Genomic DNA, 24,946 nt, shown 5'->3' on the forward strand with positions numbered 1-24,946 from the left:
ACGTTTGTGTTTTTATTAAAGGGGGAACAAATGAAAGCCGTTCAAATCGTAAAACCGCTTGAGCTTAAAGTAATTGACGTTGAAAAACCCGTCATAGATTCGCTAAACAATGTGTTAATAAAAATGACTGCAGCAGGAATATGCGGTTCAGATGTGGGAATTTATCACGGAACCAATGCCGCCGCAACTTATCCGCGCATTATTGGGCATGAAATGGTAGGCAGGGTTGAACAAATCGGAAGCGGTGTTACCAAATTAAAAATCGGAGATAGAGTTATAGTCAATCAAGTTACCAATTGCACTTCGTGCTATCCGTGCCGGATGGGGCGGGGTAACGTATGCGATAACCTTAAAGTACGCGGTGTTCATATCGACGGCGGTTACCGTGAATTTATTGCAGTTCCCGAAAAAGACTGCTACATATTGCCCGATTCTGTTTCCGATACCGATGCGGTTATGATAGAACCGACAACCATAGCGATTCAATCTTGCTCACGCGCCGGTTTGGTTAAAGACGATTTTTTATTGCTGTACGGTTCGGGCGCTTTAGGCAGTTCGATTTTAAAAATTGCCCGTCTTACTTGCGATACCATCATTGTTGCCGATGTTATTGATGAAAAACTGGAAACGGCTAAAAAAAACGGAGCCACCTATATTATCAATACGGCAAAAGAAAACCTTATTGAAAAAGTAAAAGAGTATACGGGCGGACACGGTGCTACGGTGTCTATCGATGCGGTGTGCAACAGCGATTCGCTGATAAATCTTTTGCAAGCAACCGGAAACGCAGGGCGTGTAATTACTATGGGCTTTTCAACCGCAGCTACGCAAATAAATCAATTTGTTATTACATCCAAAGAACTTGATGTGCGCGGCTCACGGCTGCAAAACAATATGTTTGCAAAAGCGATTGATTTACTTAATGCAGGTGCATTGAATTTAACCGGCAGCGTTTCGCATACTTTTAAATTGACGCAAGCACAGCAAGCGTTCGATTTTATAGATACGCACGATCCTGCAATCAAAAAAATTGTATTGACTTTTGATTTTTAACCGTTAATCCATTTAAGCGGTACGGTAATTAATTGCGGAATAAAAATCAATAAAAATACCAGTATTATTTGAAAGATATAATACGGCACAACCGCAGGAATTAATTTATCCATTTTAATCTTACCGGTTGCACAAGCAACATTTAAAACCGGACCGACCGGCGGAGAAGTAAGACCAAGTACGTTTGCAAGCGTAAATACAATACCGAAATAAACTGGATCGATATGAGCCGCTTTTAAAAGCGGGAGCATAATAGGCGTCATTATAAGAATAGTCGGCACAACGTCTACACAAGTTCCCATTAAAATGATAATAATTTGTAAAACCGCATTGAGCAGCATGGGGTGAGCCGTAAGCGGTTCAAGCGATTGGGTAATCAATTGCGGAATGCGTGAAATGGTCAGCATATATGCGGCAACTTGAGCGGCAGCGGCAAGAAACATAACGACGGCAGACATTTTTGCCGCTGCTATAAAAGACTGAAAAATATCGCGCGCTGTCAATTCCCGGTATATAAAAATGCCGATTATTAAAGCATACACTACGGCTATAACGCCCGCTTCAGTTGCGGTAAAAACTCCGCCGCGCAAGCCTGCAATAATAATAAGCGGCAACAGTAGTGCCCACAATCCTTCACTTATACATCGAATAACTTCTTTTATTGTAGGTTTGGGCATATCGCTTATTATGTTGTCTTTTTTTGAAACAAAAAACCATACGATACACATAATAACGGTTAAATAAGCTGCCGGCGCGATACCGCCTAAAAACAAAGCTTTTATAGAAACGCCTGCGGTAACGCCGTATACAATCATCGGAACCGACGGCGGCATTATGGGCGCAACTAAATTGGCACTTGCTACAAGACCCGATGCTTTTGCACGGTCATACCCGGATTTTACCATCATCGGAACAAGGATGGCGCCCAATGCTGCGGTGCTTGCGACAGCTGAACCGACAAGGCTTGCAAACATTAAACACGCCAGTATTGTAACATAGCCGAGCCCGCCGCGCACTCTGCCCACAAAAATATTGCAAAAAGCAATAATTCTCTTTGTTAAACCGCCGCGGTTCATCAGTTCTCCGACTAAAATAAAAAAAGGCAGCGCCATCATCGTAACCGAGTCGGTACCGCGCATAAGCTGAGCTGCAACGATTTGGGCATTTGTTGCGGTTCCGCCCATCGCTAATGCGGTTGCAGCGCCGCTTAAAAGCAGCGAATAGGCGATGGGAAGACCGAACATAATTCCTATAATAAGCGAAGCTAAAAAAACGATTGTATATAATGTAATCATAGTTTTTCCTTATTCGGCGCTTGCCGCGATTTCTTCATTCCGCTCTTCTTCGCTTACCGAAACCAATTCGGCAACCGGAATTTTTAAAATAAAAAGTCTGAACATATTAATCAGTGAAATAACGATAATTGCACATCCGGTAATCAATCCCGCTGCATACACTAAGTATGTGGGAAAGTGTGTTGCAACCCATTTATCGTGTAAGTTTTGGATAACCAAACCCCAACTTCCCCGTACAAGGATAACCATAAGCCATACCGTACAGATTTGTACCAGTGTATAGATAATTTTTTGAAAAACTTTCGGCAATTTTAAAAGTAAAGAGTCTATCAATAAATGCCGGTTATCCCGAGCGGCTCCGATTGCACCCAAATACACCAAATAAATAAAACACAACCGAGCGATTTCTTCGGACCATACAAAACCCGTGTTAAAAACGTAGCGGAGTACGACGTTCATAAATAACAGTAAAATCATACAAGCTAAAAAAACGGCAATGAGAATTTCAATGGTTTTAAACAATTTATCCGTAAGTTTTTTCATGCGCTCTCCCGGAGTTTTATGTACGGTGGAAAAGTTCCGGGGCTGTCGTTAATGTTGTATTTCCATAACCTTTAAGACAGTCCCGGATCCGGATTTTTGATTAATACGCTTTTATTTTGTCGGTTAATTCTTTTGCCCATTTTTGTTCGGCATACAAACTATCCGTAAGAGGTTTGATTTTTTCTATAATAAGCTGTTTGTCTTGCGCCGTACAGGGGGTTACCGTAAGTCCTTTGCTGCGTAAAGTTTGTCTGTCCGAATCGATGCTTTTGATATAGGTGTTCCATGCATTTTCGGCAGTGTCTTTTGCCGCTTTTTTAACGATTTCCCGATATTCTGCAGGCAGTTTGTCAAAAAACGGTGCGCTTACAATAATTTCAAGCGTAGCTATGATGTGGTTTGTTTCGTACACGTATTTTTGCACTTGATCAAAGCTTTGACTCAATACGGTTACCATGCCGTTATCTTGTCCGTCTACAACGCCGGTTTCCAATGCGGAAAACAGTTCGTTAAGCGGAATAACTTGAGCGCTGGCTCCCAGATTTTTAGTAATACCTACGTGGATAGGGTTTGGCGGCATGCGGAATTTTTGACCTTTAAAATCTGCTATACCGGTCAGTTTTTTATTACTGGTAAAGGTACGGGCGCTGTTCGGTCCCCATGCGAGCATGTAGACGCTCGGAAACTTTTCGTGGAATTGAGCGTTTAATTCTTCCGCGATATCTCCTGTCCATACTTTTTGTGCATGTTCTACATCCCGGTACAAAAACGGCCAATCGGAAATCATGCTTACCGGCCATTCTTTGTTAAACGGTGTTCCGACGATTGCCATTTCGATTGTTCCGTTACGCACTCCGTTCCATAAATCACCCTCGTTGCCGAGTGTGCCGTCCGAATAAATTTCAACGGAAATCATTTTGTTTGTTTTTTCTTCAACTTGTGTTTTAAATATATTTGCTACGGCTTTGCCCATCGGGTGGGTAGAGCCCCAGTTGTCTCCGACTTTAATCGTGTACGAAGCCGACGCGTCTTGTCCGCCGCGGGCAAAAACAGGTGTGGCTGCTATAACAAGGGCAAGTATGCAGCACGTAAAAATAGTTCTTTTGTTCACAAAAGCCTCCTTAAAAAATATACCGGCAACAATTGGTATAGTAATATGCTAGTATGTAAATTAGATTCTGTCAAGTTTTAAATGAATTGATTATTATAGGAGCTGCACTGCTATTGGATTGTCATCGATTTTATTGCATTTTTACTTTCCCTACAGTTAATAGCAGGCACTTCAGAGCACGTGTGCAGCGTTAGTATGTGTTGTGTACGCTGCTGTTTTTCGATATACTTATGCGCATGAATACTGAAACGACAAATACAACTCAAATGCAAAAAGACGCTAAGCAAACGCAAGCCTTTCACTGGGCAGATCAATATGCGCAAAAAATTATACGCGAGCGCGGAGATTTGGACGTATATACTTGCGCTTCGGGCATAACCCCGTCGGGAACCGTTCACATCGGAAACTTCCGCGAAATCATATCGGTCGATTTGGTAGTGCGTGCGCTGCGCCGCTTCGGTAAAAACGTGCGCTTTATTTATTCGTGGGACGACTACGATGTATTCCGCAAAGTCCCCGAAAATATGGAAAAAAAAGAAGAATTGGAAAAATACTTGCGTTTTCCGATAACGATGGTGCCCGATACGAGCGGGAACGAAACCTCTTATGCGCGCCACCACGAAGTTGACGTGGAACAAGTGCTGCCTGTCGTCGGAATTCATCCCGAATTTTTATATCAAGCCGAACGCTACCGTTCGGGAATGTACGCTGAAGGCATGAAAACGGCGCTACAAAACCGCGACAAAATAAAAGACTGCTTGAACCGCTACCGCGACGAAAAACATAAAATTCCTGCCGAAGAAGAATACTGGCCTGTGGCGGCTTTTTGTTGTAATTGCAATAAAGATACTACCGAAATCATTTCTTACGACGGCGAATACGGTTTGGAATACCGCTGCACAAGCTGCGCCCATCACGAAAAGGCGGATTTACGCACTTCAAAAGAATTAAAACTCGGCTGGCGGGTCGATTGGCCTATGAGATGGCAGTATGAAAAAACGGTTTTTGAACCTGCGGGAAAAGACCACCACAGCCAAGGCGGTTCTTTCGATACGGCGCGTCTTGTAGCTGATGAAATTTATCATTGGCAAGCGCCGGTCAGTTTTCGCTACGATTTTATCGGCATAAAAGGTTTGCCCGGAAAAATGTCGTCGTCGAAAGGAAAGGTTATCAGCTTGCCGGACGTTTTGAACGTGTATCAGCCGGAAATCGCGCGCTATTTGTTTGCAGGTACTCGGCCGAACACCGAGTTTGCCATCAGTTTTGATTTGGATGTTATCAAAACTTACGAAGACTACGACAAAACCGAACGCATTGCATGGGGCGCCGATAAAGCTAAAAACGACGAAGTATTCGAAAAAGAAAAACGCATATACGAGCTTTCGCAAATAAAAGACGGAATGCCTGAATGTATGGCTTATCAAGTTCCTTTCCGCCATTTGTGCAATATGCTGCAAACGGCTTCGGGCGATATAGACGCCGTTATTGCTTCTTTACCCGATATAAAAAGCGGACAGCTTGAACGCTTCCGCAAACGCTGCACGTGCGCATGGTATTGGATAAATGAATGCGCGCCCGAAGAGTTCCGCTTTTCGCTTAAAGACCCTGCTTGTGCAGAAAAAGTTGCGCTGAGCGAAAGCGAAACTGTGTGCATACGTATGTTGTACACCGATATTCTTCCGAAACTTGACGGGCTTGAAGAAAAAGAGCTGTCTACAGCGCTGTACGATGCGGCGGGCAAGGCTGCTCTTGAACCTAAAGCATTGTTTGAAGCCGTATACCGTATTCTTATCGGCAAAACGCAAGGACCGCGCCTTGCAGGCTTTATAAAACTAATCGGAAAACAGCGTTTGGAAGCGCTTTTAAAGCCGTATTTTTCTTGACCAAATTTTCGTTTCTTACTACTATTAAAGGTATGAAAACACATATCTTTAATTATGGAGGACGAGTATGGACGAACTGAAAGGTACGCAAACAGAAAAGAATTTATTGACCGCTTTTGCAGGCGAAAGCCAAGCGCGCAATAAATACACGTTTTATGCGTCAAAAGCAAAAAAAGAAGGCTATAATCAAATAGCTCGTTTTTTTGAAGAAACGGCGGGAAACGAAAAAGAACACGCGGAAATTTGGTTTAAAGAACTGCATGGAGGCTCAATTCCCGAAACAACGGAAAACCTGTTGGATGCGGCTGCCGGTGAGCATTATGAATGGACGGATATGTACGCCGAATTTGCAAAAACCGCAAAAGAAGAAGGCTTTACACGTATTGCCGCTTTATTTGAAATGGTCGGAAAAATCGAAAAAGAGCACGAAGAGCGTTACCGAAAACTGCTTGAGCGCTTAAAAGACGGATCGTTGTACAAAGACGGCGAAAAAGTGTTTTGGATTTGCACTAACTGCGGTCATATTCACTTCGGCGAAAAAGCTCCGGAAAAATGCCCCGTATGTGCTCATCCGCAAGGCTATTTTGAACGCCGCGTAATATCATACTAAAAATTAAAAGCAAGGCGGCTAATGCGGATAAGCCGCCTTTTTACAACTTTGTCATTTGTGTTTTAGGACTTTCGTTTTTTTTTCTTGAGGCAAAAGGACAAATAATATTAAAGCTGCCGCGTAGGGAAGCGATGTTAAAAGAGACGGCGGAAAGCCGTTCGGAAACAATTGCAGTTTTGCCGCTGCGTATTCGGCAGCGGTAAATACGCTAAGCGCGGCGGCGGTTTTTGCTATGTTTTTGTTTCCTAAAAAAACTGCGGCTAGCGCAATCCATCCTTTACCGGCGCTGATGTTCGGTACAAAAGCGGATAATTTAAGTACGTATATAATTCCTCCTATCCCCGCGCACAAAGCGCTCAAACACCACGCTATGCTGCGGTACCGATCTAGCGGTATTTTACGGGCTTGTAACAAATCGCCGTTGCTTGCAACAACTCTTGTGCGCAGCCCCCACGCGCTGCGGTATAAAAATACGATTATAAGAGCCGAAGCTGCCAAACACAAAACGGATGCGGGATAGCGCGAAAAGCGCACCGATGACGCATTAAAAATGTTTGTGCCGGTAAGATATTCGGCTGCAACAGACCTTGTTCCAAACCACAGCGAAGACAAAAGGGAAGACAAACCGCTTGCAAATAAGTTAACCGACAAACCGACTAAAAACGGATTTGCTTGTGTACGCTGTGCAAATACGGCAAAAGCGTACATAAGCACAACGCTTATGCTCAGCGCTGCGGCAGCTCCTGCGGCAAGATTTCCGCTAAACAGTGAAAAAGCAAAAAATAAAAAAGCGGTTAAATTGATAATACCGTCGGCAAAAACCGCCGTAACGCCTGCGTATTCGCTTATCAGAGTGCCGAGCGTAATCAAAAACAAAGGCGAAAAAGAAATCAGCGCATAGCTTAAAAAATTGATCATAATATTTTCTTTTTTCCGGTAAAAGAAGCTGAAATAAGCAAAATAATTGCTCCCTGAATTAAATATCCCGAATCAAAAGACAAACGGCCGCTCAACGACGAGCGGCTGATGCCGGTAAAAATATAAGATAAAAAAAAGGAAGCCGGAATAAGGGCTGCAGGGTGTGCTCGTGCAATGAGAGCTGCCGATAAAGCGTTCCATCCCATCCCGGCATAAAAACCGCTGTGGCATGTGTGATAGATTCCTGCAACCGCAAAAAATCCGGTTAAACCGTGAAAAGCTCCGGAGAGCGACATAGCTCCGATGGAAATCGTGCGCACCGGATAAGCACAGTAAAGCGCAAATTCTTCGGCGCTGCCGCTTATGCGGAATTTATAGCCGGCTGCGGTTTTGTATAAAAAATATGCGGCGCATAGGGCAATCGGTATTGCAAAAAAAACAAAGCCGTTTAAAGGAGAAAGGGCCGGTATATCGGGTATGTACAGTTTTTCGTTGATGAGCGGCAGAGCCAAAAGGTTTTTGGTTTTGTCTCTGAGCGGTCCGGATACGGTATAATCGATAATCGGGATGAGTGCAGCGCCTAACAAAAAGGAAGAAATTAATTCGCTGATGTGCCGTTTGATTTTTAAAACGGCGGCAGCGCTTGCCGTTAGTGATGCCGCAGCTGCTGCAGTACAAGCTGCCGCAAGCAGCACAAAAAAGGAAAAAAATCCGCTTATTTGTGCGCCGGCGGGAAGCAATGCGTTCATTATTACGGCAGCGCAAAACCCGCCGATGTAAATTTGGCTTTCTCCTCCCAAATTGATATTGCCCGACTGTAAAGCCAAAACAGCGCCCGTTCCTGCGGTAATTAAAAGTGCGGCAGTATTAAACCATACGCCGAAATAATACGGCGATGTAAACACGGCGGTAAAAAAGCCGAATGCCGTTTGTACCGGGTTTTGCGCGGTAAGCGCAATAATAAGCATAGCGGTTACAAGCGCTGCCGCCGGCGCTATGTAGGATAGGTTGTTATGCTTCATAAAGATGTCCTTCGTTAAGAAAATAACATACGTCGGGGTTAAAAATTTCGGGACTGTCTGCACTCATAAAAAGTAAAATACCCGTTCCTTTGCCGGCATAAAAACGAAGCTGGCGCTCTAAAGCGCACACAGCCGGCGTGTCCAAACCTTGCGCCGGTTCGGATAAAATTAAAAGCATTTTAAATGTGTCGGTTTCACGCTCTATAATTAAACGCTGAAGCATACCGCCTGAAAGCGCTGAAACTTTTTCTTTTATGCCTATGGATATTCCCGCTTGATGTATAAGTTTTTGTGCATATTGTTCGGCTTCTTTTTTTTCAGGATGTTTTAAATAAACGCAAAGCATTTGCTCTACGGTTAAATTGGGAAACGAAGCGCGCAACGCCCGGTTAAACGGCACTATACCGGTTCCGAAATCGCGTAATTGTTTTACCGTCGGTACTGCGTTTTGTTTATGAGCTGTGCTCATGCTTTTATCCGTACTTGCCAAAGTTATACTGCCGCCGTGTACATAACCCGAACTTTTTACACCTGTTGTAAGGTTTTCAAGTATTTCAAGACCGTTTTCGCGTTTGCCGTAAATGCAAGTAATCGATTGCGGGTAAACGCAAAAGTCTATATTTTGTAAAAATATACCGTTTGCTGATTTAAAGCAAAGATTGTTTGCCGTTAAAAGCGCATTTTTTCTGCTGTAAGCGTTTTGCCGGCGTATAAGCTGTTCCGGTTGCGCAGGGCATCTGTTGTTTACGCCGCCGAACAATAGCGTGCGCACTTGATTTTTGCAAAAATTTGTGTCTGAGCATTTGATTAAAGCCGGTACTTTTCCGTTTACAATCGGTATTAAACAATCGGTGTATGCGAGCGCGTCGCTTATATTATGCGTAATTAAAATAACAGCTTTTCCCGTGCGCGCATAAGATTTGAGTGCAGGGTACAGTCTTTTTTTTTCGTCTTCGTTTAAAACGGCGCCCGGTTCATCCAAAATAAGCACATCGGTATTTTTGTATAAAGCTGCCGTTAAAGCCGTGTATAAGCGTTCGGCGTCGCTTAAAGAAGCGGCTTTTGCATGCAAATCAATAGGAAAATGCCATTTGCTTGTCAGTTGTTTTATGCTCAGTTCCGCTCGGTTAAAATCTATAAATGCACCGTGTTTCGGTTCATTTCCCAATATAATATTATCGCGCACGCATAATTCATCGGCTAAAAGCGGTCTTTGGTGCACGGCTGCAACAGTGCGTAAACCTTCATATAAAATCTTTCCCTCGTCGGCTTTTTTTTCGCCGCACATAATCGCCGCAAGGGTGGACTTGCCCGCGCCGTTTTCGCCTAAAAGAGCATATAAGCTGCCTTCTTCGATATCGCAGCTTAAACCGTCGGGTACGGTTTTATTCGGGTAGCGCTTGCTGATGTGTACCAAACGCAAGCGCTTTTGTTTTGTATGCGCAAGGTGAGCAGCGTTCAATTTTGCGTTGCTAAAACGAGCGTTCCGCTTTGAATGTCTTTATACACCGATGCAAGGCGCGTTCGGATATCTTCGGAAACGGTTTTCTCAAAAAGCGGGTCGTCCAGTATAAAATCGATATAACCGTCGCGTATACCCAGCGTTTTTGTTTGTCCGAACACGGTTTTACCGTGTAAGTATTCCATCGTTTGCTCGTATGCCGCTCTTTTTTGTTCCATAACCGAGCTTGAAACGACATATCCGGGAGCTTTTGAAAAACCGTTGTCGTCGAACCACGTTATATAAAAGCCCAATTCTTTTGCCGCTGCTATAACGCCTTGCGACGCTCCGCCGGCTATGGGTAATATAACGTCAACACCTTCATCGTATAAATTGCGGGCTATATCGGCGCCTTTTGATGCGTCGTACCAATTACCGACAATGCGAAACTCTACTTTTGTGTCGGCAACTGCGGCTTGGGCGCCTTCGATAAACGCCGGCAAAATAATCGTGTTCATAACCGGATATTCTTGCCCCGCTATTAAAGCAATTTTCTTTTGTTTGTTTGCGTACTTCATTGAATTTGATGCGCTTACCGCCGCAGCTGCAAAACCGGTAAGATATGCTTGTTCTCTTTGGTTGTAGCGGACTGCTGCGATTTGATTTCCGCCTTTAAACTGTGCATCCAAAATAATGAATTTTTGATTGGGAAACTGTTTAGTCAGCGGTTCTGCCAATTCGGGAATTGAAGGGTTGGAAGAAACAATCAACTCATATTCTGAACTTGCGGTTAACGCGGTCAGCTGAGATGCCCATTCGGCTTGATTGGTTCCGGCTTCTACGATGGTTAACAGCACTTCTTTTTGCAACCCCTTGTGCTCGTTGTATTCGTCAACCGCTTGGCTTACGCCTGCGGCAAGCATTTCGTATACCGGGTTTCCCGAAGTTATGCCGGGAACAAAAACCGCTATCTTTCGTACTTTTGCGTTTTGCGCCGTACAAGAAAGAAAAATAAAAACAATACAAGCCGCACATACGGCTGCCGTTAGCACACTGCGTTTTTGTACATTCATATAAAATCCTTATAAAAAAAATCGATAGGTTAATATAGTTTTATGTCAAACTATTGTCAAGTCTTTGATCTTTTTTATTTTTTTGCTGTTGTTGCCCGGCGCTGTCGGCGCTGCTTGCGGTACGTTCGCTGTATTTTGTTTGCCGCATTTTTATATGTGCTCAAAGTTTTGTTCCATACGGCATAAAAAATCGTACAGACGGTTTTTTTCTTCAGCGGAAAAACCTTTGTAGCATGTGTCAATTAAAGAGCGGGAAATTTGCTCCGTAGCATCCGTATATGCGCAGCCTTTAGGCGTAAGCGAAATAAAAACGACACGGGCGTCCCCTTGCGCACGGCTTTTTTGTACGCAGCCTATTTGTTCCAGTTTTTTTATAAGGGCGGTTGCCGTCGATTTGTCTTTGTGAATGCTACGCTTAATTTCGCCCATAGTCATTTTACCGTTTTTTGCAAGTAAATATAAAATAAAGCCGTGCGAAGAAACAATGCCGGAGAATCCCCGTTCTTCCAAACGGCGGTTTAAGTATGAGCCGATATCGCTTGAAATCTTCGATAAAAGTGACGATATGTTGTTTAAATCTTTTTCCATGCGTTCAGTATAACGGCGCACCTCTGCATTGACTAGCGCTTTTGCACCGGCTAGCGAACGTGCATTGACGAGCCCTCGTTTATTCCGTACATTATACCTATGATTTTGTTTTTTCTTAAAAAGAATTTTTGCGACGGCTGGGACAACCTTTTGTATTTAGTGCTGTTTAATTTAATATTGTTGGCCTTGTTTGCCGGTTTGTATTTTGCACTTTCTTTGCTGATAAGCGTGTCCGTGCCGCTTGCTTTGCTTGTAAGTGCCGTATCTGTGTGCATTTTAATGATTCCGCTGTTTGCTTTAAGCGATTCGTGTGCACGCTTGGCGGATTTTAAATCCGTTAGCGTAAAAGAAACTTTTGCAGCTTTTTCTGCGGTGTGGAAAGACGCGGTTTTATTCGGCTTATTGGTACAATTGCTTGTGTTTATGGGTGCAGTTGCGCTGCCGTTTTATTTCGGCATGAAAAACATACTCGGCTTGGTGCTGGGCTCCCTGATTTTTTGGATTTTAGTTGTGTGTGTGCTGTCTTTTCAATGGTTTATGCCGCTGCGTTCCCGTTTCGGCGGCGGCTTTCGTAAAAATATAAAAAAATGTTTTGCCGTATTTTTTGATAACGCGCTTTTTTCCGTGTTTATGTTTATATATTCGCTTGTGCTATTTGTGCTTTCCGGTTTGGTTGCTTTTATGGCGCCCGGTGCTGCGGGTGTAATTTTAGGTTACAACAATGCTCTTCGGTTGCGCGTATATAAGTATGATTGGCTGGAAACGCATCGGGATATACCGCCAAAAGAAGCGCGGCGCAGCATTCCGTGGGACGAACTGCTTGGTGAAGACAGAGAAACGCTCGGTCCGCGCGATTTAAAAAGTTTTATATTTCCGTGGAAATAGAGATAGCAGCAGCTTGTTTTAACATATTGTTATTTCTCAGTTATATATGATATAATTAGCCGTGATTTTAAACTGGGAGCAAGTATGCTTAGGGCAAAACAAAATTGGATAACGGTCGCTTCGTTTGCTGCCGTTTGCGTGTTGTTTACCGTTATAACTTTTTTTTTAACGAGCGGTCAAAGTTTTCTTTTTTCTTTTATAACGGCTGCTATTGTTTTATGCATATTAACCATTACCGGCTCTGCACTTAACCGATCTTTGTTATCAAAGATTGAATACAAAGTTTTGTATGAAAGTGAAACCGGGTTACTGAGCCGCTTTATAGAACGCATTCGCTTTTGTTATACGCTTGACGATTTTATACGCGCCGTTTCCGATATTTGCGAAAACGAAGGCGGGATTTCTGTTTTATACGTGGATAAAGCCGAAAATCAAGTGTTATACAACAGTTCTTCGTATATCGCTTGCGCCGAACAAACAAAACAAAAATTGGATTTGAATTTTCCGGCAGAATGGGCAGACGGATACTATTTTTTTGACGGGGAACTCGGACTTGTCAGCAAAAGTAGGCAAGCGCGCGGTTTTTTTATTGCATCCGATAAACGTCACTTATACTTTTTTTGCCGCTATGTGCATTTGTTTGATGAAGTTATATTTCCCCGTTTGTTCGCCGAAATAAAACATTTTCAATTAAGCGAAAAAACCTTTACGGGTATGAGCGAAATCAGTTCTTTGTCAAAAGAATGGGCATCTTTAGCGGATACGCAGCGCTCTTTTTTGCAAATTGAATTACCGAAAATCAATAAACTTGATATGGCGGCTTATTACCGTCCTTTGGTTAATATATCGGGAGACTACTATCAAGTATTTCCCATCAGTGATCATAAAACGCTTGTTATGCTCGGAGACGTGTCGGGTAAGGGACTTGCCGCAGCACTTCTTATGGGCGTTATTATGAACACGGTTCGTATTTTGAAAAATAAAGAAGATTTGAACGAAATTATTTTCTCAGTTGATAAAGCCATTAAAGGAATGCACTTGCAGGATAAATACACTGTTATGTTCCTAGCTCTTATCGACACCGAACAAATGAATATTACATACGTAAACGCTTCTATGGCGGATCCGGTTATTATATCGCGCGCGCCCGACGGTGGAAGGCTTCGCTTTTTAAAATCGAACGCAAGTCTTGTCGGTATTATAGACATGGAACCGATTACGCCGGTTGTACAAAAGCTGTATACCGGAGATGTTCTTTTTATTGCTTCCGACGGTGTTTCCGAAGCGATGAATGAAGAAGGTGTTGAGTTGGGTACTACGGAACAGTTTGAACGGGTGCTTAAAAAAAGCTTTGTAAAAACCGCACGTAATTTTGTAAACGACGTAGTCGATTTGGTGTTTGTTCACAGCGGTATTAAGCATTTACGCGACGACGTCAGTATCGTAGCGGTAAAGATAGGGGCGTCCGTATGATTTTTTTGTTTTTGAATATATGTTTAACCGTTGCTTTGCTTTGGTTTTCTTTAACGGTTGACTTTACTTTTTTGAAAAACCGAAGCAAATATTTTATAAACATGCTGCTGGTACAGATCGCCTCAGCTGTTATTTCCGTACTGTGTATATTGTTTTTTCGGTTCGATATGCACGGACTTTTAACCACATCTATAAAAATCTTTTTATGGCTGCCGTCTGTACAAGCGGTATTGATTTTTATGTGGAGTTTACGTTTTACCCGCGAAAAAAACAATCCGCTCGATTTTTTACTTGAAGTTCCGCTTTTGCTTTGTTCGTTTTATATTGTCTTTTTTTTGGTAACCCGTGTCAACTTAACCTCGAAAAGTTTAATTATTTTTTCTCTTCCCATTTTATATACGAATATCGACTGGTATGGTTTGTATAGACTGCTTTATACTTTTATATTGCCTTTGATTACCGTATGTATTTTATTTTTTAAATATGAGTTGTCTACAAGCCGGTTTTTACGGCAGCGTATGCTGTTTTTTATCGGAGCGCTGTGTATAGGAGAACTGCTTTATGCAGGTATCCGCCTTGCAACGACCGTGTCGCTTTACTACGGTTTTATCTTTTTAGTCCCCTTTGTGCAAGCGTTTGTACTGTATTTGCTGTATAAAATACAGTTTATAAACACGCTGTTCAGTTTTCTTTCTTTTTTACGTACGGCAGGATCTTTTTATTTGTTTTACATAGTACCGGCTTTGCCCGGAGCTGTTATATTCGCTTTGCTTTTGCCTCTCGCTTCTAAAAACAAAGTGTTGTTTTTTCTTTTAACTGCGGTATCTGCAGTTATTTTAGTGTTTCTTTTTTACATACTGCGCCGTGTTATGTCCCGGTTTGAAAACCAAAGCGAATCCGACTATGCCGAGCGTTTGGAAAAAGAACTGGCTTCTTTAAATTTTACCGATGCCGACATTCAAATAGAACAGCGATTTGCTCAAATCTTAAAACAAAATTTGGATATAGCAAACGTTATTATTTTAACGGAAAATAATGAAAATAAATTGATAACCCGGTATTCTTTGGATTCAACTCAGAGCGAATTCGATATCGACGATACATTGTTTTCTTCAGTAATCAACATGAAATTCCGCGTTATATTTAAAACGCACTGTGAAACCGTTTATGCGCTTTCTCCTGTTGCATCAAAACTTACCGCACTGTTTGACCAAACCAATACTGAAGTGATGATTTTGTTAAACGAAGGTTCTCACTTGTTTGCACTTATTTTACTTGGCAAAAAAAACATGGAACGTTCGTATACCGACTTTGATTTTGAAATGCTGAATTCGCTGTATTCGCACTTTTTTTTAATCGGTTATTACTTAAAAAACATCGCAAACGAAGCGCTTGTAGGTACGGTCGGCCGAGAAATCCGTTTTTCCGAAGAGGTAATTCAATCGTTGCGTAAAAATACCGACGCTTTTGTGCAAGACGGTTACGATGCCGACTCCTTTTCTTTAAGCGCACGTTCACTCGGCGGCGAATTTACCGATTTTATAAAATTGGATAACCGGCGCTATATGATTGTAATCGGAGACTTAAGCGGTAAAGGCTTGGCGGCGAGTATGTCTATGGCAATTCTTAAATCCATTATCCGTACCCTGCTTGCCGAAACGCGCGATTTTAAAGAATTGGTTCAAAAGGTAAATATTTTTATTAAACAAAATTTACCCAAAGGCACGTATTTTAGCGGAATGTTTTGCTTACTCGATACGAGCATGCGTACTTTGTATTATGCAAACTGTGCGCTTCCCGCTTTGTTTATGTACAATAAAACGTACAACAGCATGGTCGAAATACAAGGACAGGGAAAAGTACTCGGCTTTGTCGATGATATAACAAATCTTATAAAGGTAAAAAAGGTTCAATTAGCTGCAGGCGATATGCTCGTTGCGGTAAGCGACGGTGTAATCGGTGCAAAATCCGTACGTGGCGAACAATTCGGTAAAAACCGTATTCAGCAAGTTGTATTGGAAAACATGCAGTATTCGGCAGAAAAGATTTGCAGCTTTTTAGGGGAGGCGGTAAAAGCCTTTACGGTAAACGAACTTGAAGACGACGTAAGCGCCGTTGTGTTAAAGATTTTGTAAAACTTTGTTTTATAAGGATTTACTATGGAACAGCTGGTAATACAGGAAAAAAAAGGACCCAACTATGCTTTGTTGGAATTGACCGGTCCGGTTACCTCTTATAATTTTGCCGAATTCGAAAAAATGGCATACGATTTTATTCAAAAATCGCACCTTGTGTTGGATATGTCGCAAGTAACGGCGATGGATTCTTCGGCGTTAAGCGTGCTGATGGGCTGTTTTAACGACGGAGCAAAAAAAGGTTTTACGCTTTTTTTGCTTAAACCTTCGGATGCAGTGATGGATGCTTTAGCTTCAACCGGCTTTGCCGACAGTTTTCGAAGAATTTATTCGGTAACGGAGATTGTATAGTTCTATGTATTCGTATGCGCGGAATGCTGTTCGGTGCGCTTTTTCGGCTGTGCCGGCAGTAGCGTTTTTGCTTTTTATCGTTGTTTTTGTTTCCTGTGCGCCGCGCAAAACAACCGTACAAGGCGATTCTTCTTTGTCTTTGGATAGTACAAATACTGGAGCTTCTTTAAGTGCCGCCGATGCCGGTGTGCCGGCTGTGTCTGCATCGCCAATGTCCGCGCCGGTTAATTCTGCTCCGGCATCCGCATCGGGCAAGTCTGTTCCGCCGGCATCTTCATCGGCAGATTCTGCGCCGGCGATGTCAGGTTTTGCGGCAAAAAACCAAAGCGAAGTACAAAAACTGGAGCGCGTATTGCAGTCTTTGTACGGCGCTTTGCAAAATACCGCTTCGGATAAAGCACAAGAACAGTTGCACATTGCCGACTTTATAAAAGCAAACAAACAAGCTTTTTTAGCCGATTTGAGCGCCGTACTTCAAGCCGACACCGACGATCTTTTAACCCGCGTCGATAAAAAAGTGCTTTTAAGCGAAGATTTTATACCCGCCGATTTAAAGCCTTTGACCGCGCAAACGGCACAAGCCGGCTCGTACATTATTAACAGAAATGACCTTTCGCTGCGCTCCGTTGCCGAAAAAGCGCTCGCTGTTATGGCAAAAGACGCGCGTGCGCAGGGTATAACTATTTTAGTCAGTTCAAGTTACCGCTCGTATGCGTATCAAAAAAAAGTGTATGAGCGCAATGTTGCTCAAATGGGAAAACAAGCTGCCGACCGCGAATCCGCTGCACCGGGTGCAAGCCAGCACCAATTGGGTACGGTTATCGATTTCGGTTCCATTACCGACGAATACGCAAAAACCGATGCGGGAAAATGGCTTGCGGCGAACGCGGGAACATACGGGTGGTCTCTGTCTTTTCCCGACGGCTACGAATACATTACCGGCTACCGTTGGGAATGCTGGCACTACCGCTATGTAGGAATTCCTGCCGCGCGCTTTCAAAAAAAGTGGTTTAACGATATTCAGCAATATATGATTGAATTCATATATGAGTGGAAAAACCGGTAAACTACACGGGGCAGGGCATACCGGTTATTTTACAACGATATTTACCAGCTTGTTCGGAACGACAATTACCTTTACCGGTGTTTTGCCTTCGGTAAAGCGTTTGGCGCCTTCGGTTTTAAGAGCCGTTTTTTCCAATGCGGCTTTATCCGTGTTAAGCGCAGCTTCAAATTTATCGCGAATTTTTCCGTTTACCTGCACAACGATCGTACAGCTGTCGTCCGTGCACAGTTTTTCGTCCCATTCGGGCCATTTTTCGTATGCACAGCTTGTTTTGCCGCCGAGTTTTTCCCATAATTCTTCACCCATGTGCGGAGCATAGGCGCTCAGCATTAATACAAAGGGTTGCCATATATCGATCGGCAGCGTATCGGCTTTTGACAATTCGTTGACAAATATCATCATTTGACTTATAGCGGTGTTAAAGTTAAGGCTTGCCGTGTCTTCGCTTACTTTTTTTATCGTTTTGTGCAGCAGTTTTTGCAAAGCCGTTTTTTGTGTGCTGTTCGTATCTTCGTTTAGGTTATCCAAACTGGCGCACATCGGCTTTTCGCTGAGCGTCCATATTTTTTCCAAAAAGCGGTGTATGCCGATAAGCCCCTGCGTGTTCCACGGTTTGGAAACTTCAAGCGGCCCCATAAACATTTCATACATACGTACTGAATCTGCGCCGTATTCAGCAATAACTTCGTCCGGATTTACGACATTTTTGAGTGACTTCGACATCTTTGCAACGACGCGTTCCAAAACTTCGCCGGTTGCCGTTTCTTCAAAAATACCGGTTTTACCGGGAACTTCGCGCACTTCATCGGCGGGGACGAGGGTTTTGTTTTTGCGCTGAAAAGCGTACGACGTAATCATTCCCTGATTGATTAAACGCTGAAACGGTTCGGTTGTGTTTACCAAACCCAAATCGTATAACACTTTATGCCAAAAACGCGCGTACAGCAAATGTAAAACGGCGTGCTCGGCCCCGCCGACATATAAGTTTACCGGCATCCAATATTCTATTTTGTCCTTTGAAGCAAAGCATTCGCTGTTGTGCGGATCAAGGTAGCGAAGGTAATACCAGCACGAACCTGCCCACTGGGGCATTGTATTCGTTTCGCGCCGGGCAGGTTTTCCGCATTTGGGACAAGTGCAGTTTACCCATTCGCTTGCGTGGGCGAGCGGACTTTCTCCGGTGCCGGTGGGTAAATATGACTGTACTTCAGGCGGCATAAGCGGTAAGTCTTTTTCGTCAAGCGGAACGCAACCGCAGTCTTTACAGTGAACCAGCGGTATAGGCTCGCCCCAATAGCGTTGGCGGCTGAATATCCAATCGCGCAGTTTATAATTAACTGAAGCTTTGCCGATACCCCTTTGTTCAAGGTATGCAATCATAGCCGGTATGCTTTCGCGTGTGCTTAAGCCGGTTAAAAAACCGCTGTTTATACTGTACCCGTCTGCGGCAGTGCATTTGTCGGCATTGTTAAAAATCTGCGGAAAGCGGTTTTTAAGCGTTTGATACAGCGGCGTTTCGGTTTGCGTAAGCTCGCTTGTATCCGTACCGGCACCGTTTACAGCGGTGTTTGCCGCTTCGCGCAAAAGAGCGGCTCCTTTTTTTTCGTCGCCGTCTCCTATAAGAGTTGTTTCTTCTTTTGAAGCAACCGTTTTTATAACCGGCAAATGAAATGCTTGGGCAAAATCCCAATCGCGCTCATCGTGTGCCGGTACTGCCATAACTGCACCCGTACCGTAGGATATCAATACGTAATCGGAAACCCATATAGGGATTTGCTTTCCGGTTACCGGATTGATTGCATAGGAGCCGGTAAATACGCCCGTTTTTGTTTTTGCCAAATCGGTGCGTTCCAAATCGCTTTTTTTTGCCGCTTGTTCAACATAAGCTTGCACATCTTTTTTTTGTTCGGCTGTGGTCAGCAGGGGAAGCAGTTTGTGTTCTGGAGCTATAACCATATATGTTGCGCCGAATAAAGTATCGGCTCTGGTTGTATATACGGTTAATACGTCGTTTGAAAGCGATTTGGCAATCGGAAAATTTACTTCGGCTCCAGTACTTTTTCCAATCCAGTTTTTTTGCATAAGTTTAATCGATTCGCTCCAGTCAAGACCGTCCAAATCGTCTAACAAGCGCTCGGCGTACGCGGTTATTTTTAATATCCACTGGCGGATTGTTTTTCTGGTAACCGCTGTACCGCAGCGTTCGCATTTGCCTTCTTTTACTTCTTCGTTGGCAAGACCGGTTAAACAGCTCGGGCACCAATTGATTGGAGCTTCAGCTTCGTATGCCAAACCTTTTTTAAAAAGCTGTAAAAAAATCCATTGCGTCCATTTATAGTAATCGGGTTTGCAAGTAGTAACGCAGCGCTCCCAATCGTAAGAAAAGCCGAGCGCTTTTATTTGTTTTGTAAAATGTTCGATATTCGTATTTGTCGCAATGCTCGGGTGGATACCCGTTTTTATAGCGTAGTTTTCCGCAGGCAAACCGAATGCGTCAAAACCCATCGGATGCAGTACGTTAAAACCTTTCATGCGCAAATAACGGCAATAAATATCGGTTGCCGTATAGCCTTCGGGGTGCCCGACGTGCAAGCCTTGAGCGGACGGGTAAGGAAACATATCCAATACGTACGCACGTTTATCGCGCGTAAATGATTCGTTTTCTTCGCAGCGGAAAGTTTTGTTTTTTTCCCAATACTGCTGCCATTTGTTTTCAATTGTTTTAAAAGGATAGTTTGCCATATCCGGTATTATAGCGAGACGCGGCTTTTCGGGCAAGAGCGGCTAAAATAAGCTAAAAACTTCCTGTTGCCTGTTGTGCGCTATTCGGATATAATCACAAAAGAGAGTACAGATGAGCAAAAAGGATTTGTTTTTTTTCCCGCTGACAGTATATGAAGTTTTCCGGCTTTTTTTTATACTAATCTTTCAAGTACATAATGGGGTGCAGCAATTGCCGCTTTCGTGGTATATGGCGCTTCCGCTTTTTATACTGCCTTTTTTTCTTTTACCGTACATAAAACAAAATACTGCTAACGGTCCTTTTGCACTGTTTTTGTATACGGTGCTTAAATCGGCAAGCTTTGCCGGTTATATTGCATTTGGGATTAAAACCTTTTCCGGTGCGGCAGTTAAAGTCGCGCTTTTAAAAACATATTCGGTAAAACAGCTCGGTTTACTGGTGATTTTTTTTATAATTGATGTTATACTGTGTGCGGTAATGGCTGTGTGTATAAGCTGCCGGAAAAACGACAAAACGGAAGGTGAATTATGCAAATAATTCCTATAGCGAGCGGAAAAGGCGGGGTAGGCAAAAGTCTTTTGGCTGCCAATTTGGCTGTAACGCTGGGTAAAGCCGGTAAAGATGTAATACTTGCCGATTTAGACTTGGGCGCATCGAATTTGCATTTGGCGCTCGGTCAACAAGCGCCGAAAACGGGATTGGGTACCTTTTTGTCGGGTGCATCGCAATTTGAAGATATTATTATGCCTTCCGGTTATAAAAACGTGCGCTTTATTGCAGGCGATTCGGAAATTCCCGGTTTAACGGCATTGCCGTTGTCGCAAAAAAATATGCTTATTAAAAAATTTCAGCGTATGCAAACCGATTACCTTATTATCGATTTGGGTGCGGGCACGCATTTAACCATTTTGGATATGTTTTTGCTTTCGCCGCAAGGAATTTTAGTTACCGCGCCGACGGTTACGGCAACGCTGAACGGTTATTTGTTTTTAAAAAATGTATTGTTCCGCTTAATGTACAATTCATTTAAAAAGAATTCAAAAGCGTATAAATATTTGGAACAGTTAAAATCCGACGCCGCTTCGCTGCAGCGTTTGTATATTCCTAAATTAACCGAAGCTATTATACGAGAAGATCCTGAAAGCGCAAAAGTTTTTGTAAAACGCATTCAAAAATTCCGCCCGCGCCTTGTAATGAATATGATAGAAGATCCAAAAGACGCCGAGCGCGCTGCAAAAATCAGACGTTCTTGCAGCGAATATTTAGGACTAAACCTCGATTATTTAGGAGTAGTGTACCGGGACCCTATGCAAGACATCGCGCTTTCTTCGCGTTTACCCATAACAGTGTATAAGCCGCAGTCCATATTATCGCAGTCCATTTACCGCATCGCGGATAAAATTATGCAGTCCGAAGATTTGAATTTTGACGACGAAGGATTGCCCATTGACAGCTTCGATTTGGTGGAATCGGAAGCGGTTGAAGATTACGAAGCTAAGATGTCTTATGTTGAAGACTTAATCGGAAGCGGCGCGTTAACGGCTGCGGAATTGGCAGATACGATAAAAGCGCAGCAATATGAATTGACACAATTGCGAAAAGAAAATTTGCTTTTAAAATCGAAAATAGTAAAAGCCCACTCGCAAGGTTTTCAAGTATAGCGCTTTTTAAGGATTGATTATGTTTTTACTACTGCACTATCCGTCATGGATACACCCCGAAATTTTTCCCGGCGTTCCGGTTTTAGGATTGCTGCGCTGGTACGGTCTTATGTATATATGCGCATTTGCAACGGCAATCCGCATATTCGGCAAATTGCGCGCTCAAGGGATGCTCGATTCGCCCGACCGTCCCGCTACGCAAGACGATGTGTTCGGTTTTTTTACGTTCGGCATTGTATGTTTGCTGTTGGGCGCACGGATTTTTTCCACATTAGTATACGATCAAACGGGTTTGTATGTGCGCAAACCTTGGCTTATATTTTGGCCCTTTAGCGAAACCGGCTCTTTTACGGGTTTAGCGGGAATGTCATACCACGGAGGTTTTATAGGCGGCTTAATCGGTATGATTTTGTGGTGTGTAAAAAATAAACGCCCTGTCCTCAAATGGGTGGACGCTATGTGCGTCGCCATCCCGCTCGGATACACGTTCGGGCGCTTGGGCAATTTTTTTAATGCCGAACTGTACGGACGTATTACAACTATGCCTTGGGGTATGGTGTTTCCCGGTGCGCAGCGCTTTTCTTCTTCCATTGAATGGGTGCGCAATACCGCACAACAAGCAGGTATGACGCTTGACAGTCAAACGGTGTTGGTTAATTTGCCGCGCCATCCGAGCCAGCTGTATGAAGCGTTTTTTGAAGGCATTGTTTTATTTTTTTTGCTATGGTTTTTGCGTAAACGCAAACCCTTTGACGGTTTTTTGGCGGCAATGTATACCATAGGCTACGGCGCCGTCCGCTTTTTTATAGAATATTTCCGCGAACCGGATGCCGACATGGGCTACCGTATTGCGGCAAAATCGGACAGTCCTACATATTTTAACCAATCGCTGCTGAATTTATCTACCGGACAGATTTTGTGTTTGATAATGATAATTTCAGGAGCAGTTACCATAGCGGTTTTGGCACTGCGCAAAAAAAATACCGGCGTCGCATAATTGCAACGCCGGATACTTTACTTTACAAAAACCGCCGCCTGCCGTAACTTGCCGCAAATGATAAGATAAGCCGCCTTCTTTTAGGTTGTTGGCTTGCGAACGGCTAAAAGCTTTATTTTGACCCGATTAGTTTAGCAAGCGCGCTCGATGTAAAACCGAAGTGTTCGGCAACTTTTTTAGCCGGAGCTGAAGCTCCGAAATCGGTTAAGCAAAACAAATCTTTTTCGTTTCCAACAAAACTTTCCCAACCCATAGGACTTGCCGCTTCGGCAACGACTGTCCGTACGCCTTTTCCCATAACGGCTTGTTTAACCGTATCCGGCTGCGAGCGGAACAATTCTCTGTCCATAACCGACACAATGCGCACTTTTTTCCCTTTAACTTGTTTTGCAGCTTCAAGCGCTAAAGACACTTCCGATCCGGAAGCGAGTACCGTTACATCGGGTTTTGCGCCGCCTTTTTGCACTATGTATGCCCCGTGCGAAATGCTTGTGCGCCAATCGGCATCGTCTTTCGGGTATACGGTTAATGCTTGTCGGCTGAGCGCTATACACACCGGAGTTTCTTTGGATAAAAGTGCGCTTTCCCACGCGGCAGCCGTTTCTTCGGCATCTCCGGGGCGAAGCACGCGGACATTCGGAATAATGCGCAAAGAAGACAGCGTTTCTACCGGCTGGTGCGTCGGTCCGTCTTCTCCGACAAAAATGGAATCGTGCGTTAAAACATAAATAACCGGCTGTTTCATAAGGGCGGCAAGGCGCAGTGCCGGACGCAAATAGTCGGCGAATACCAAAAAGGTTGCGCAAAACGGCTTAAAGCCGCCGTGAAGCGACAGTCCGTTACAAACGGCTGCCATGGCAAACTCTCGTATGCCGAAGTGAATATACCGTCCCGAACGGCATGCGGGGCTGTAATCTGCAGTATCGGCAAGTTTTGTAACGTTCGGACCTTGTAAATCTGCCGAGCCGCCGATAAGATTTTTGTATACTTTGCTTAAGTCGAATAACGCATTACCCGAAGCGTTACGCGTTGCAAGAGAATCGCCTGTTTTATACGATGTCATAACCGGCTTTTTGGACGGTTTTCCGCTGTAAAAATGCTTCCATTCTTTAGCCAAAGCCGGATTTTCTTCAGCCCATGCGGCAAATATTACTTTCCAATTGGCTTCGCGTTTGGCAGCTTCGGCTCGCAATTTTTCAAAATATTCGTAAGCTTCCGGCACTACATAAAATTCTTTATCTAAGGGAAGTCCCAACTCTTTTTTTGCCGCAGCAATGCCGTCTGCTCCGAGCGGGGCTCCATGTGCTTTTGCCGTTCCGGCGACGGTGGGAGCACCTTTACCGATAATCGATTCGAGTATAATCAGCGAGGGGCGCTCGTCTGCCTTTGCTTTTTCAACGAGTAAAGCTATTTTTTCCATATCGTACATGGAACCGTTTAACACTTGCCATCCGTAGGACTCATAGCGTTTTGCCACATCTTCGGCAAAAACCATATCGGTTGCACCGTCTATGGTAATTTTGTTTTTGTCGTAAAAAGCAATCAGTTTGCCCAATTTCATCGCGCCTGCAAAGCTTGAAGCTTCGGAAGCAACGCCTTCCATAAGGCAGCCTTCACCGACCAGCGTGTATGTGTAATGGTCTACGATTGTATGTTTTTTTGTATTGAACCTTGCGGCAAGTACCGTTTCGGCAAGCGCCATTCCCACCGCCGTGGCAATCCCTTGACCGAGCGGACCGGTTGTCGTTTCTACTCCGTCGGTTACCCCGTATTCGGGATGACCTGCGCAGCGCGAATCGATTTGGCGGAAAGACTTAATGTCTTTTAAGGAAACTTTATAGCCTGCCAAATGCAAAATTGAATACAGCAGCATGGAACCGTGCCCTGCGGACAGTACAAAACGGTCTCTGTTTGCCCAATGCGAATCGGCAGGATTGTGCTTCATAATTTCGCCGTATAAAACGGCTGCAAGTTCGGCACAGCCTAAGGGAAGTCCGGGGTGTCCCGAATTTGCTTTTTGGATGGCATCCATTGAAAGGCTGCGCACCGAAAGCGCGGTAGCTTTAAGCGCTTGAATGTTCATATAAACTCCTTTTGT

Annotated in this window: 21 protein-coding genes; 11 read left to right on the forward strand and 10 right to left on the reverse strand. The window is 43.8% G+C overall.

The genetic code is table 11. The features are described 5' to 3' along the window. The first annotated feature begins 30 nt into the window (after nt 1-30). Entirely contained in the window at nt 31-1,053 is a 1,023-nt protein-coding gene (locus HMPREF9193_RS04235) for an alcohol dehydrogenase catalytic domain-containing protein (protein ID WP_040847569.1), read from the forward strand. On the opposite strand, the gene HMPREF9193_RS04240 is transcribed toward HMPREF9193_RS04235, so the two are convergent. From HMPREF9193_RS04240 to HMPREF9193_RS04250, 3 genes are all read right to left on the reverse strand, one after another. Then, nucleotides 1,050-2,348: a TRAP transporter large permease gene (locus HMPREF9193_RS04240; RefSeq protein ID WP_021686837.1), complete on the reverse strand. Its 1,299-nt coding sequence runs from the start codon at nt 2,346-2,348 to the stop codon at nt 1,050-1,052. The two genes, HMPREF9193_RS04235 and HMPREF9193_RS04240, sit on opposite strands and share 4 nt — an antisense overlap. A 9-nt stretch (nt 2,349-2,357) precedes the next feature. Next, nucleotides 2,358-2,891: a TRAP transporter small permease gene (locus HMPREF9193_RS04245; RefSeq protein WP_021686838.1), complete on the reverse strand. Its 534-nt coding sequence runs from the start codon at nt 2,889-2,891 to the stop codon at nt 2,358-2,360. A 100-nt stretch (nt 2,892-2,991) separates the two neighbouring features. Beyond that, entirely contained in the window at nt 2,992-4,002 is a 1,011-nt protein-coding gene (locus HMPREF9193_RS04250; RefSeq protein ID WP_021686839.1) for a TRAP transporter substrate-binding protein, read from the reverse strand. A gap of 236 nt (nt 4,003-4,238) precedes the next feature. Between HMPREF9193_RS04250 and lysS the strand changes: the two genes are divergently transcribed. Together lysS and rbr are read left to right on the forward strand one after the other, a co-directional pair. Then, on the forward strand, nt 4,239-5,885 hold the full coding sequence (lysS, locus tag HMPREF9193_RS04255; RefSeq protein ID WP_021686840.1) for a lysine--tRNA ligase: 1,647 nt from the start codon (nt 4,239-4,241) through the stop codon (nt 5,883-5,885). Between the two features lie 67 nt (nt 5,886-5,952). Beyond that, nucleotides 5,953-6,495, forward strand: a complete 543-nt coding sequence (gene rbr, locus HMPREF9193_RS04260; protein ID WP_021686841.1) for a rubrerythrin — start codon at nt 5,953-5,955, stop codon at nt 6,493-6,495. Between the two features lie 51 nt (nt 6,496-6,546). Here the strand turns inward: rbr and HMPREF9193_RS04265 are convergent, their stop codons facing one another. The 5 genes from HMPREF9193_RS04265 to HMPREF9193_RS04285 form a co-directional block, all read right to left on the reverse strand. Next, on the reverse strand, nt 6,547-7,413 hold the full coding sequence (locus tag HMPREF9193_RS04265; RefSeq protein ID WP_021686842.1) for an ABC transporter permease subunit: 867 nt from the start codon (nt 7,411-7,413) through the stop codon (nt 6,547-6,549). Further along, nucleotides 7,410-8,435, reverse strand: coding sequence for an ABC transporter permease (locus HMPREF9193_RS04270; protein ID WP_021686843.1), 1,026 nt, complete (start codon nt 8,433-8,435; stop codon nt 7,410-7,412). Before HMPREF9193_RS04270 ends, HMPREF9193_RS04265 begins: the two co-directional genes overlap by 4 nt. Then, nucleotides 8,425-9,897: an ATP-binding cassette domain-containing protein gene (locus HMPREF9193_RS04275; protein WP_021686844.1), complete on the reverse strand. Its 1,473-nt coding sequence runs from the start codon at nt 9,895-9,897 to the stop codon at nt 8,425-8,427. The genes HMPREF9193_RS04270 and HMPREF9193_RS04275 overlap by 11 nt, the downstream gene beginning before the upstream one ends. After that, entirely contained in the window at nt 9,894-10,949 is a 1,056-nt protein-coding gene (locus tag HMPREF9193_RS04280) for a BMP family ABC transporter substrate-binding protein (RefSeq protein WP_021686845.1), read from the reverse strand. The genes HMPREF9193_RS04275 and HMPREF9193_RS04280 overlap by 4 nt, the downstream gene beginning before the upstream one ends. Nucleotides 10,950-11,099: 150 nt before the next feature. Continuing rightward, on the reverse strand, nt 11,100-11,537 hold the full coding sequence (locus tag HMPREF9193_RS04285) for a MarR family winged helix-turn-helix transcriptional regulator (protein WP_021686846.1): 438 nt from the start codon (nt 11,535-11,537) through the stop codon (nt 11,100-11,102). A gap of 99 nt (nt 11,538-11,636) precedes the next feature. On the opposite strand from HMPREF9193_RS04285, the gene HMPREF9193_RS04290 reads away from it, so the two are divergent. From HMPREF9193_RS04290 to HMPREF9193_RS04310, 5 genes are all read left to right on the forward strand, one after another. Then, nucleotides 11,637-12,422, forward strand: a complete 786-nt coding sequence (locus HMPREF9193_RS04290; protein ID WP_021686847.1) for a hypothetical protein — start codon at nt 11,637-11,639, stop codon at nt 12,420-12,422. 84 nt (nt 12,423-12,506) lie between these two features. After that, complete coding sequence (locus HMPREF9193_RS04295) at nt 12,507-13,895, forward strand: PP2C family protein-serine/threonine phosphatase (protein WP_021686848.1); 1,389 nt, start codon at nt 12,507-12,509, stop codon at nt 13,893-13,895. Continuing rightward, on the forward strand, nt 13,892-16,030 hold the full coding sequence (locus tag HMPREF9193_RS04300) for a PP2C family protein-serine/threonine phosphatase (protein WP_021686849.1): 2,139 nt from the start codon (nt 13,892-13,894) through the stop codon (nt 16,028-16,030). The genes HMPREF9193_RS04295 and HMPREF9193_RS04300 overlap by 4 nt, the downstream gene beginning before the upstream one ends. A 24-nt stretch (nt 16,031-16,054) precedes the next feature. After that, the gene (locus tag HMPREF9193_RS04305; RefSeq protein WP_021686850.1) at nt 16,055-16,381 is read left to right on the forward strand and encodes an STAS domain-containing protein; all 327 of its coding nucleotides are present in this window, start codon (nt 16,055-16,057) and stop codon (nt 16,379-16,381) included. Nucleotides 16,382-16,385: 4 nt separating this feature from the next. After that, the gene (locus HMPREF9193_RS04310; protein WP_021686851.1) at nt 16,386-17,447 is read left to right on the forward strand and encodes a M15 family metallopeptidase; all 1,062 of its coding nucleotides are present in this window, start codon (nt 16,386-16,388) and stop codon (nt 17,445-17,447) included. 24 nt (nt 17,448-17,471) lie between these two features. Here the strand turns inward: HMPREF9193_RS04310 and leuS are convergent, their stop codons facing one another. After that, complete coding sequence (gene leuS, locus HMPREF9193_RS04315; protein WP_021686852.1) at nt 17,472-20,189, reverse strand: leucine--tRNA ligase; 2,718 nt, start codon at nt 20,187-20,189, stop codon at nt 17,472-17,474. Nucleotides 20,190-20,301: 112 nt separating this feature from the next. On the opposite strand from leuS, the gene HMPREF9193_RS04320 reads away from it, so the two are divergent. Genes HMPREF9193_RS04320 through lgt form a run of 3 tightly spaced genes read left to right on the forward strand, consistent with a single transcriptional unit; the run spans nt 20,302 to nt 22,848 of the window. Continuing rightward, nucleotides 20,302-20,727, forward strand: a complete 426-nt coding sequence (locus HMPREF9193_RS04320) for a hypothetical protein (protein WP_021686853.1) — start codon at nt 20,302-20,304, stop codon at nt 20,725-20,727. Next, nucleotides 20,718-21,851: a P-loop NTPase gene (locus tag HMPREF9193_RS04325; protein WP_021686854.1), complete on the forward strand. Its 1,134-nt coding sequence runs from the start codon at nt 20,718-20,720 to the stop codon at nt 21,849-21,851. The genes HMPREF9193_RS04320 and HMPREF9193_RS04325 overlap by 10 nt, the downstream gene beginning before the upstream one ends. Before the next feature lie 19 nt (nt 21,852-21,870). Further along, the gene (gene lgt, locus HMPREF9193_RS04330; protein WP_021686855.1) at nt 21,871-22,848 is read left to right on the forward strand and encodes a prolipoprotein diacylglyceryl transferase; all 978 of its coding nucleotides are present in this window, start codon (nt 21,871-21,873) and stop codon (nt 22,846-22,848) included. Nucleotides 22,849-22,960: 112 nt separating this feature from the next. Here lgt and tkt read toward each other — a convergent pair whose 3' ends face one another. Continuing rightward, a complete protein-coding gene (tkt, locus tag HMPREF9193_RS04335; RefSeq protein ID WP_021686856.1) occupies nt 22,961-24,931 on the reverse strand; it encodes a transketolase in 1,971 nt (656 codons plus the stop codon). Between the last annotated feature and the right edge of the window lie 15 nt (nt 24,932-24,946).

Origin of the sequence: Treponema lecithinolyticum ATCC 700332 (genome assembly GCA_000468055.1) — a bacterium.
Classification (GTDB): Bacteria; Spirochaetota; Spirochaetia; order Treponematales; family Treponemataceae; genus Treponema_C; species Treponema_C lecithinolyticum.

What these genes read in the sequence shown, in the direction of transcription:
- HMPREF9193_RS04235 (WP_040847569.1), top strand. Translation starts at nt 31, where the DNA reads ATGAAAGCCGTTCAAATCGTAAAACCGCTTGAGCTTAAAGTAATTGAC.
- HMPREF9193_RS04240 (WP_021686837.1), bottom strand. Translation starts at nt 2,348, where the DNA reads ATGATTACATTATATACAATCGTTTTTTTAGCTTCGCTTATTATAGGA.
- HMPREF9193_RS04245 (WP_021686838.1), bottom strand. Translation starts at nt 2,891, where the DNA reads ATGAAAAAACTTACGGATAAATTGTTTAAAACCATTGAAATTCTCATT.
- lysS (WP_021686840.1), top strand. Translation starts at nt 4,239, where the DNA reads ATGAATACTGAAACGACAAATACAACTCAAATGCAAAAAGACGCTAAG.
- rbr (WP_021686841.1), top strand. Translation starts at nt 5,953, where the DNA reads ATGGACGAACTGAAAGGTACGCAAACAGAAAAGAATTTATTGACCGCT.
- HMPREF9193_RS04265 (WP_021686842.1), bottom strand. Translation starts at nt 7,413, where the DNA reads ATGATCAATTTTTTAAGCTATGCGCTGATTTCTTTTTCGCCTTTGTTT.
- HMPREF9193_RS04270 (WP_021686843.1), bottom strand. Translation starts at nt 8,435, where the DNA reads ATGAAGCATAACAACCTATCCTACATAGCGCCGGCGGCAGCGCTTGTA.
- HMPREF9193_RS04280 (WP_021686845.1), bottom strand. Translation starts at nt 10,949, where the DNA reads ATGAATGTACAAAAACGCAGTGTGCTAACGGCAGCCGTATGTGCGGCT.
- HMPREF9193_RS04285 (WP_021686846.1), bottom strand. Translation starts at nt 11,537, where the DNA reads ATGGAAAAAGATTTAAACAACATATCGTCACTTTTATCGAAGATTTCA.
- HMPREF9193_RS04290 (WP_021686847.1), top strand. Translation starts at nt 11,637, where the DNA reads ATGATTTTGTTTTTTCTTAAAAAGAATTTTTGCGACGGCTGGGACAAC.
- HMPREF9193_RS04295 (WP_021686848.1), top strand. Translation starts at nt 12,507, where the DNA reads ATGCTTAGGGCAAAACAAAATTGGATAACGGTCGCTTCGTTTGCTGCC.
- HMPREF9193_RS04300 (WP_021686849.1), top strand. Translation starts at nt 13,892, where the DNA reads ATGATTTTTTTGTTTTTGAATATATGTTTAACCGTTGCTTTGCTTTGG.
- HMPREF9193_RS04305 (WP_021686850.1), top strand. Translation starts at nt 16,055, where the DNA reads ATGGAACAGCTGGTAATACAGGAAAAAAAAGGACCCAACTATGCTTTG.
- HMPREF9193_RS04310 (WP_021686851.1), top strand. Translation starts at nt 16,386, where the DNA reads ATGTATTCGTATGCGCGGAATGCTGTTCGGTGCGCTTTTTCGGCTGTG.
- leuS (WP_021686852.1), bottom strand. Translation starts at nt 20,189, where the DNA reads ATGGCAAACTATCCTTTTAAAACAATTGAAAACAAATGGCAGCAGTAT.
- HMPREF9193_RS04320 (WP_021686853.1), top strand. Translation starts at nt 20,302, where the DNA reads ATGAGCAAAAAGGATTTGTTTTTTTTCCCGCTGACAGTATATGAAGTT.
- HMPREF9193_RS04325 (WP_021686854.1), top strand. Translation starts at nt 20,718, where the DNA reads ATGCAAATAATTCCTATAGCGAGCGGAAAAGGCGGGGTAGGCAAAAGT.
- lgt (WP_021686855.1), top strand. Translation starts at nt 21,871, where the DNA reads ATGTTTTTACTACTGCACTATCCGTCATGGATACACCCCGAAATTTTT.
- tkt (WP_021686856.1), bottom strand. Translation starts at nt 24,931, where the DNA reads ATGAACATTCAAGCGCTTAAAGCTACCGCGCTTTCGGTGCGCAGCCTT.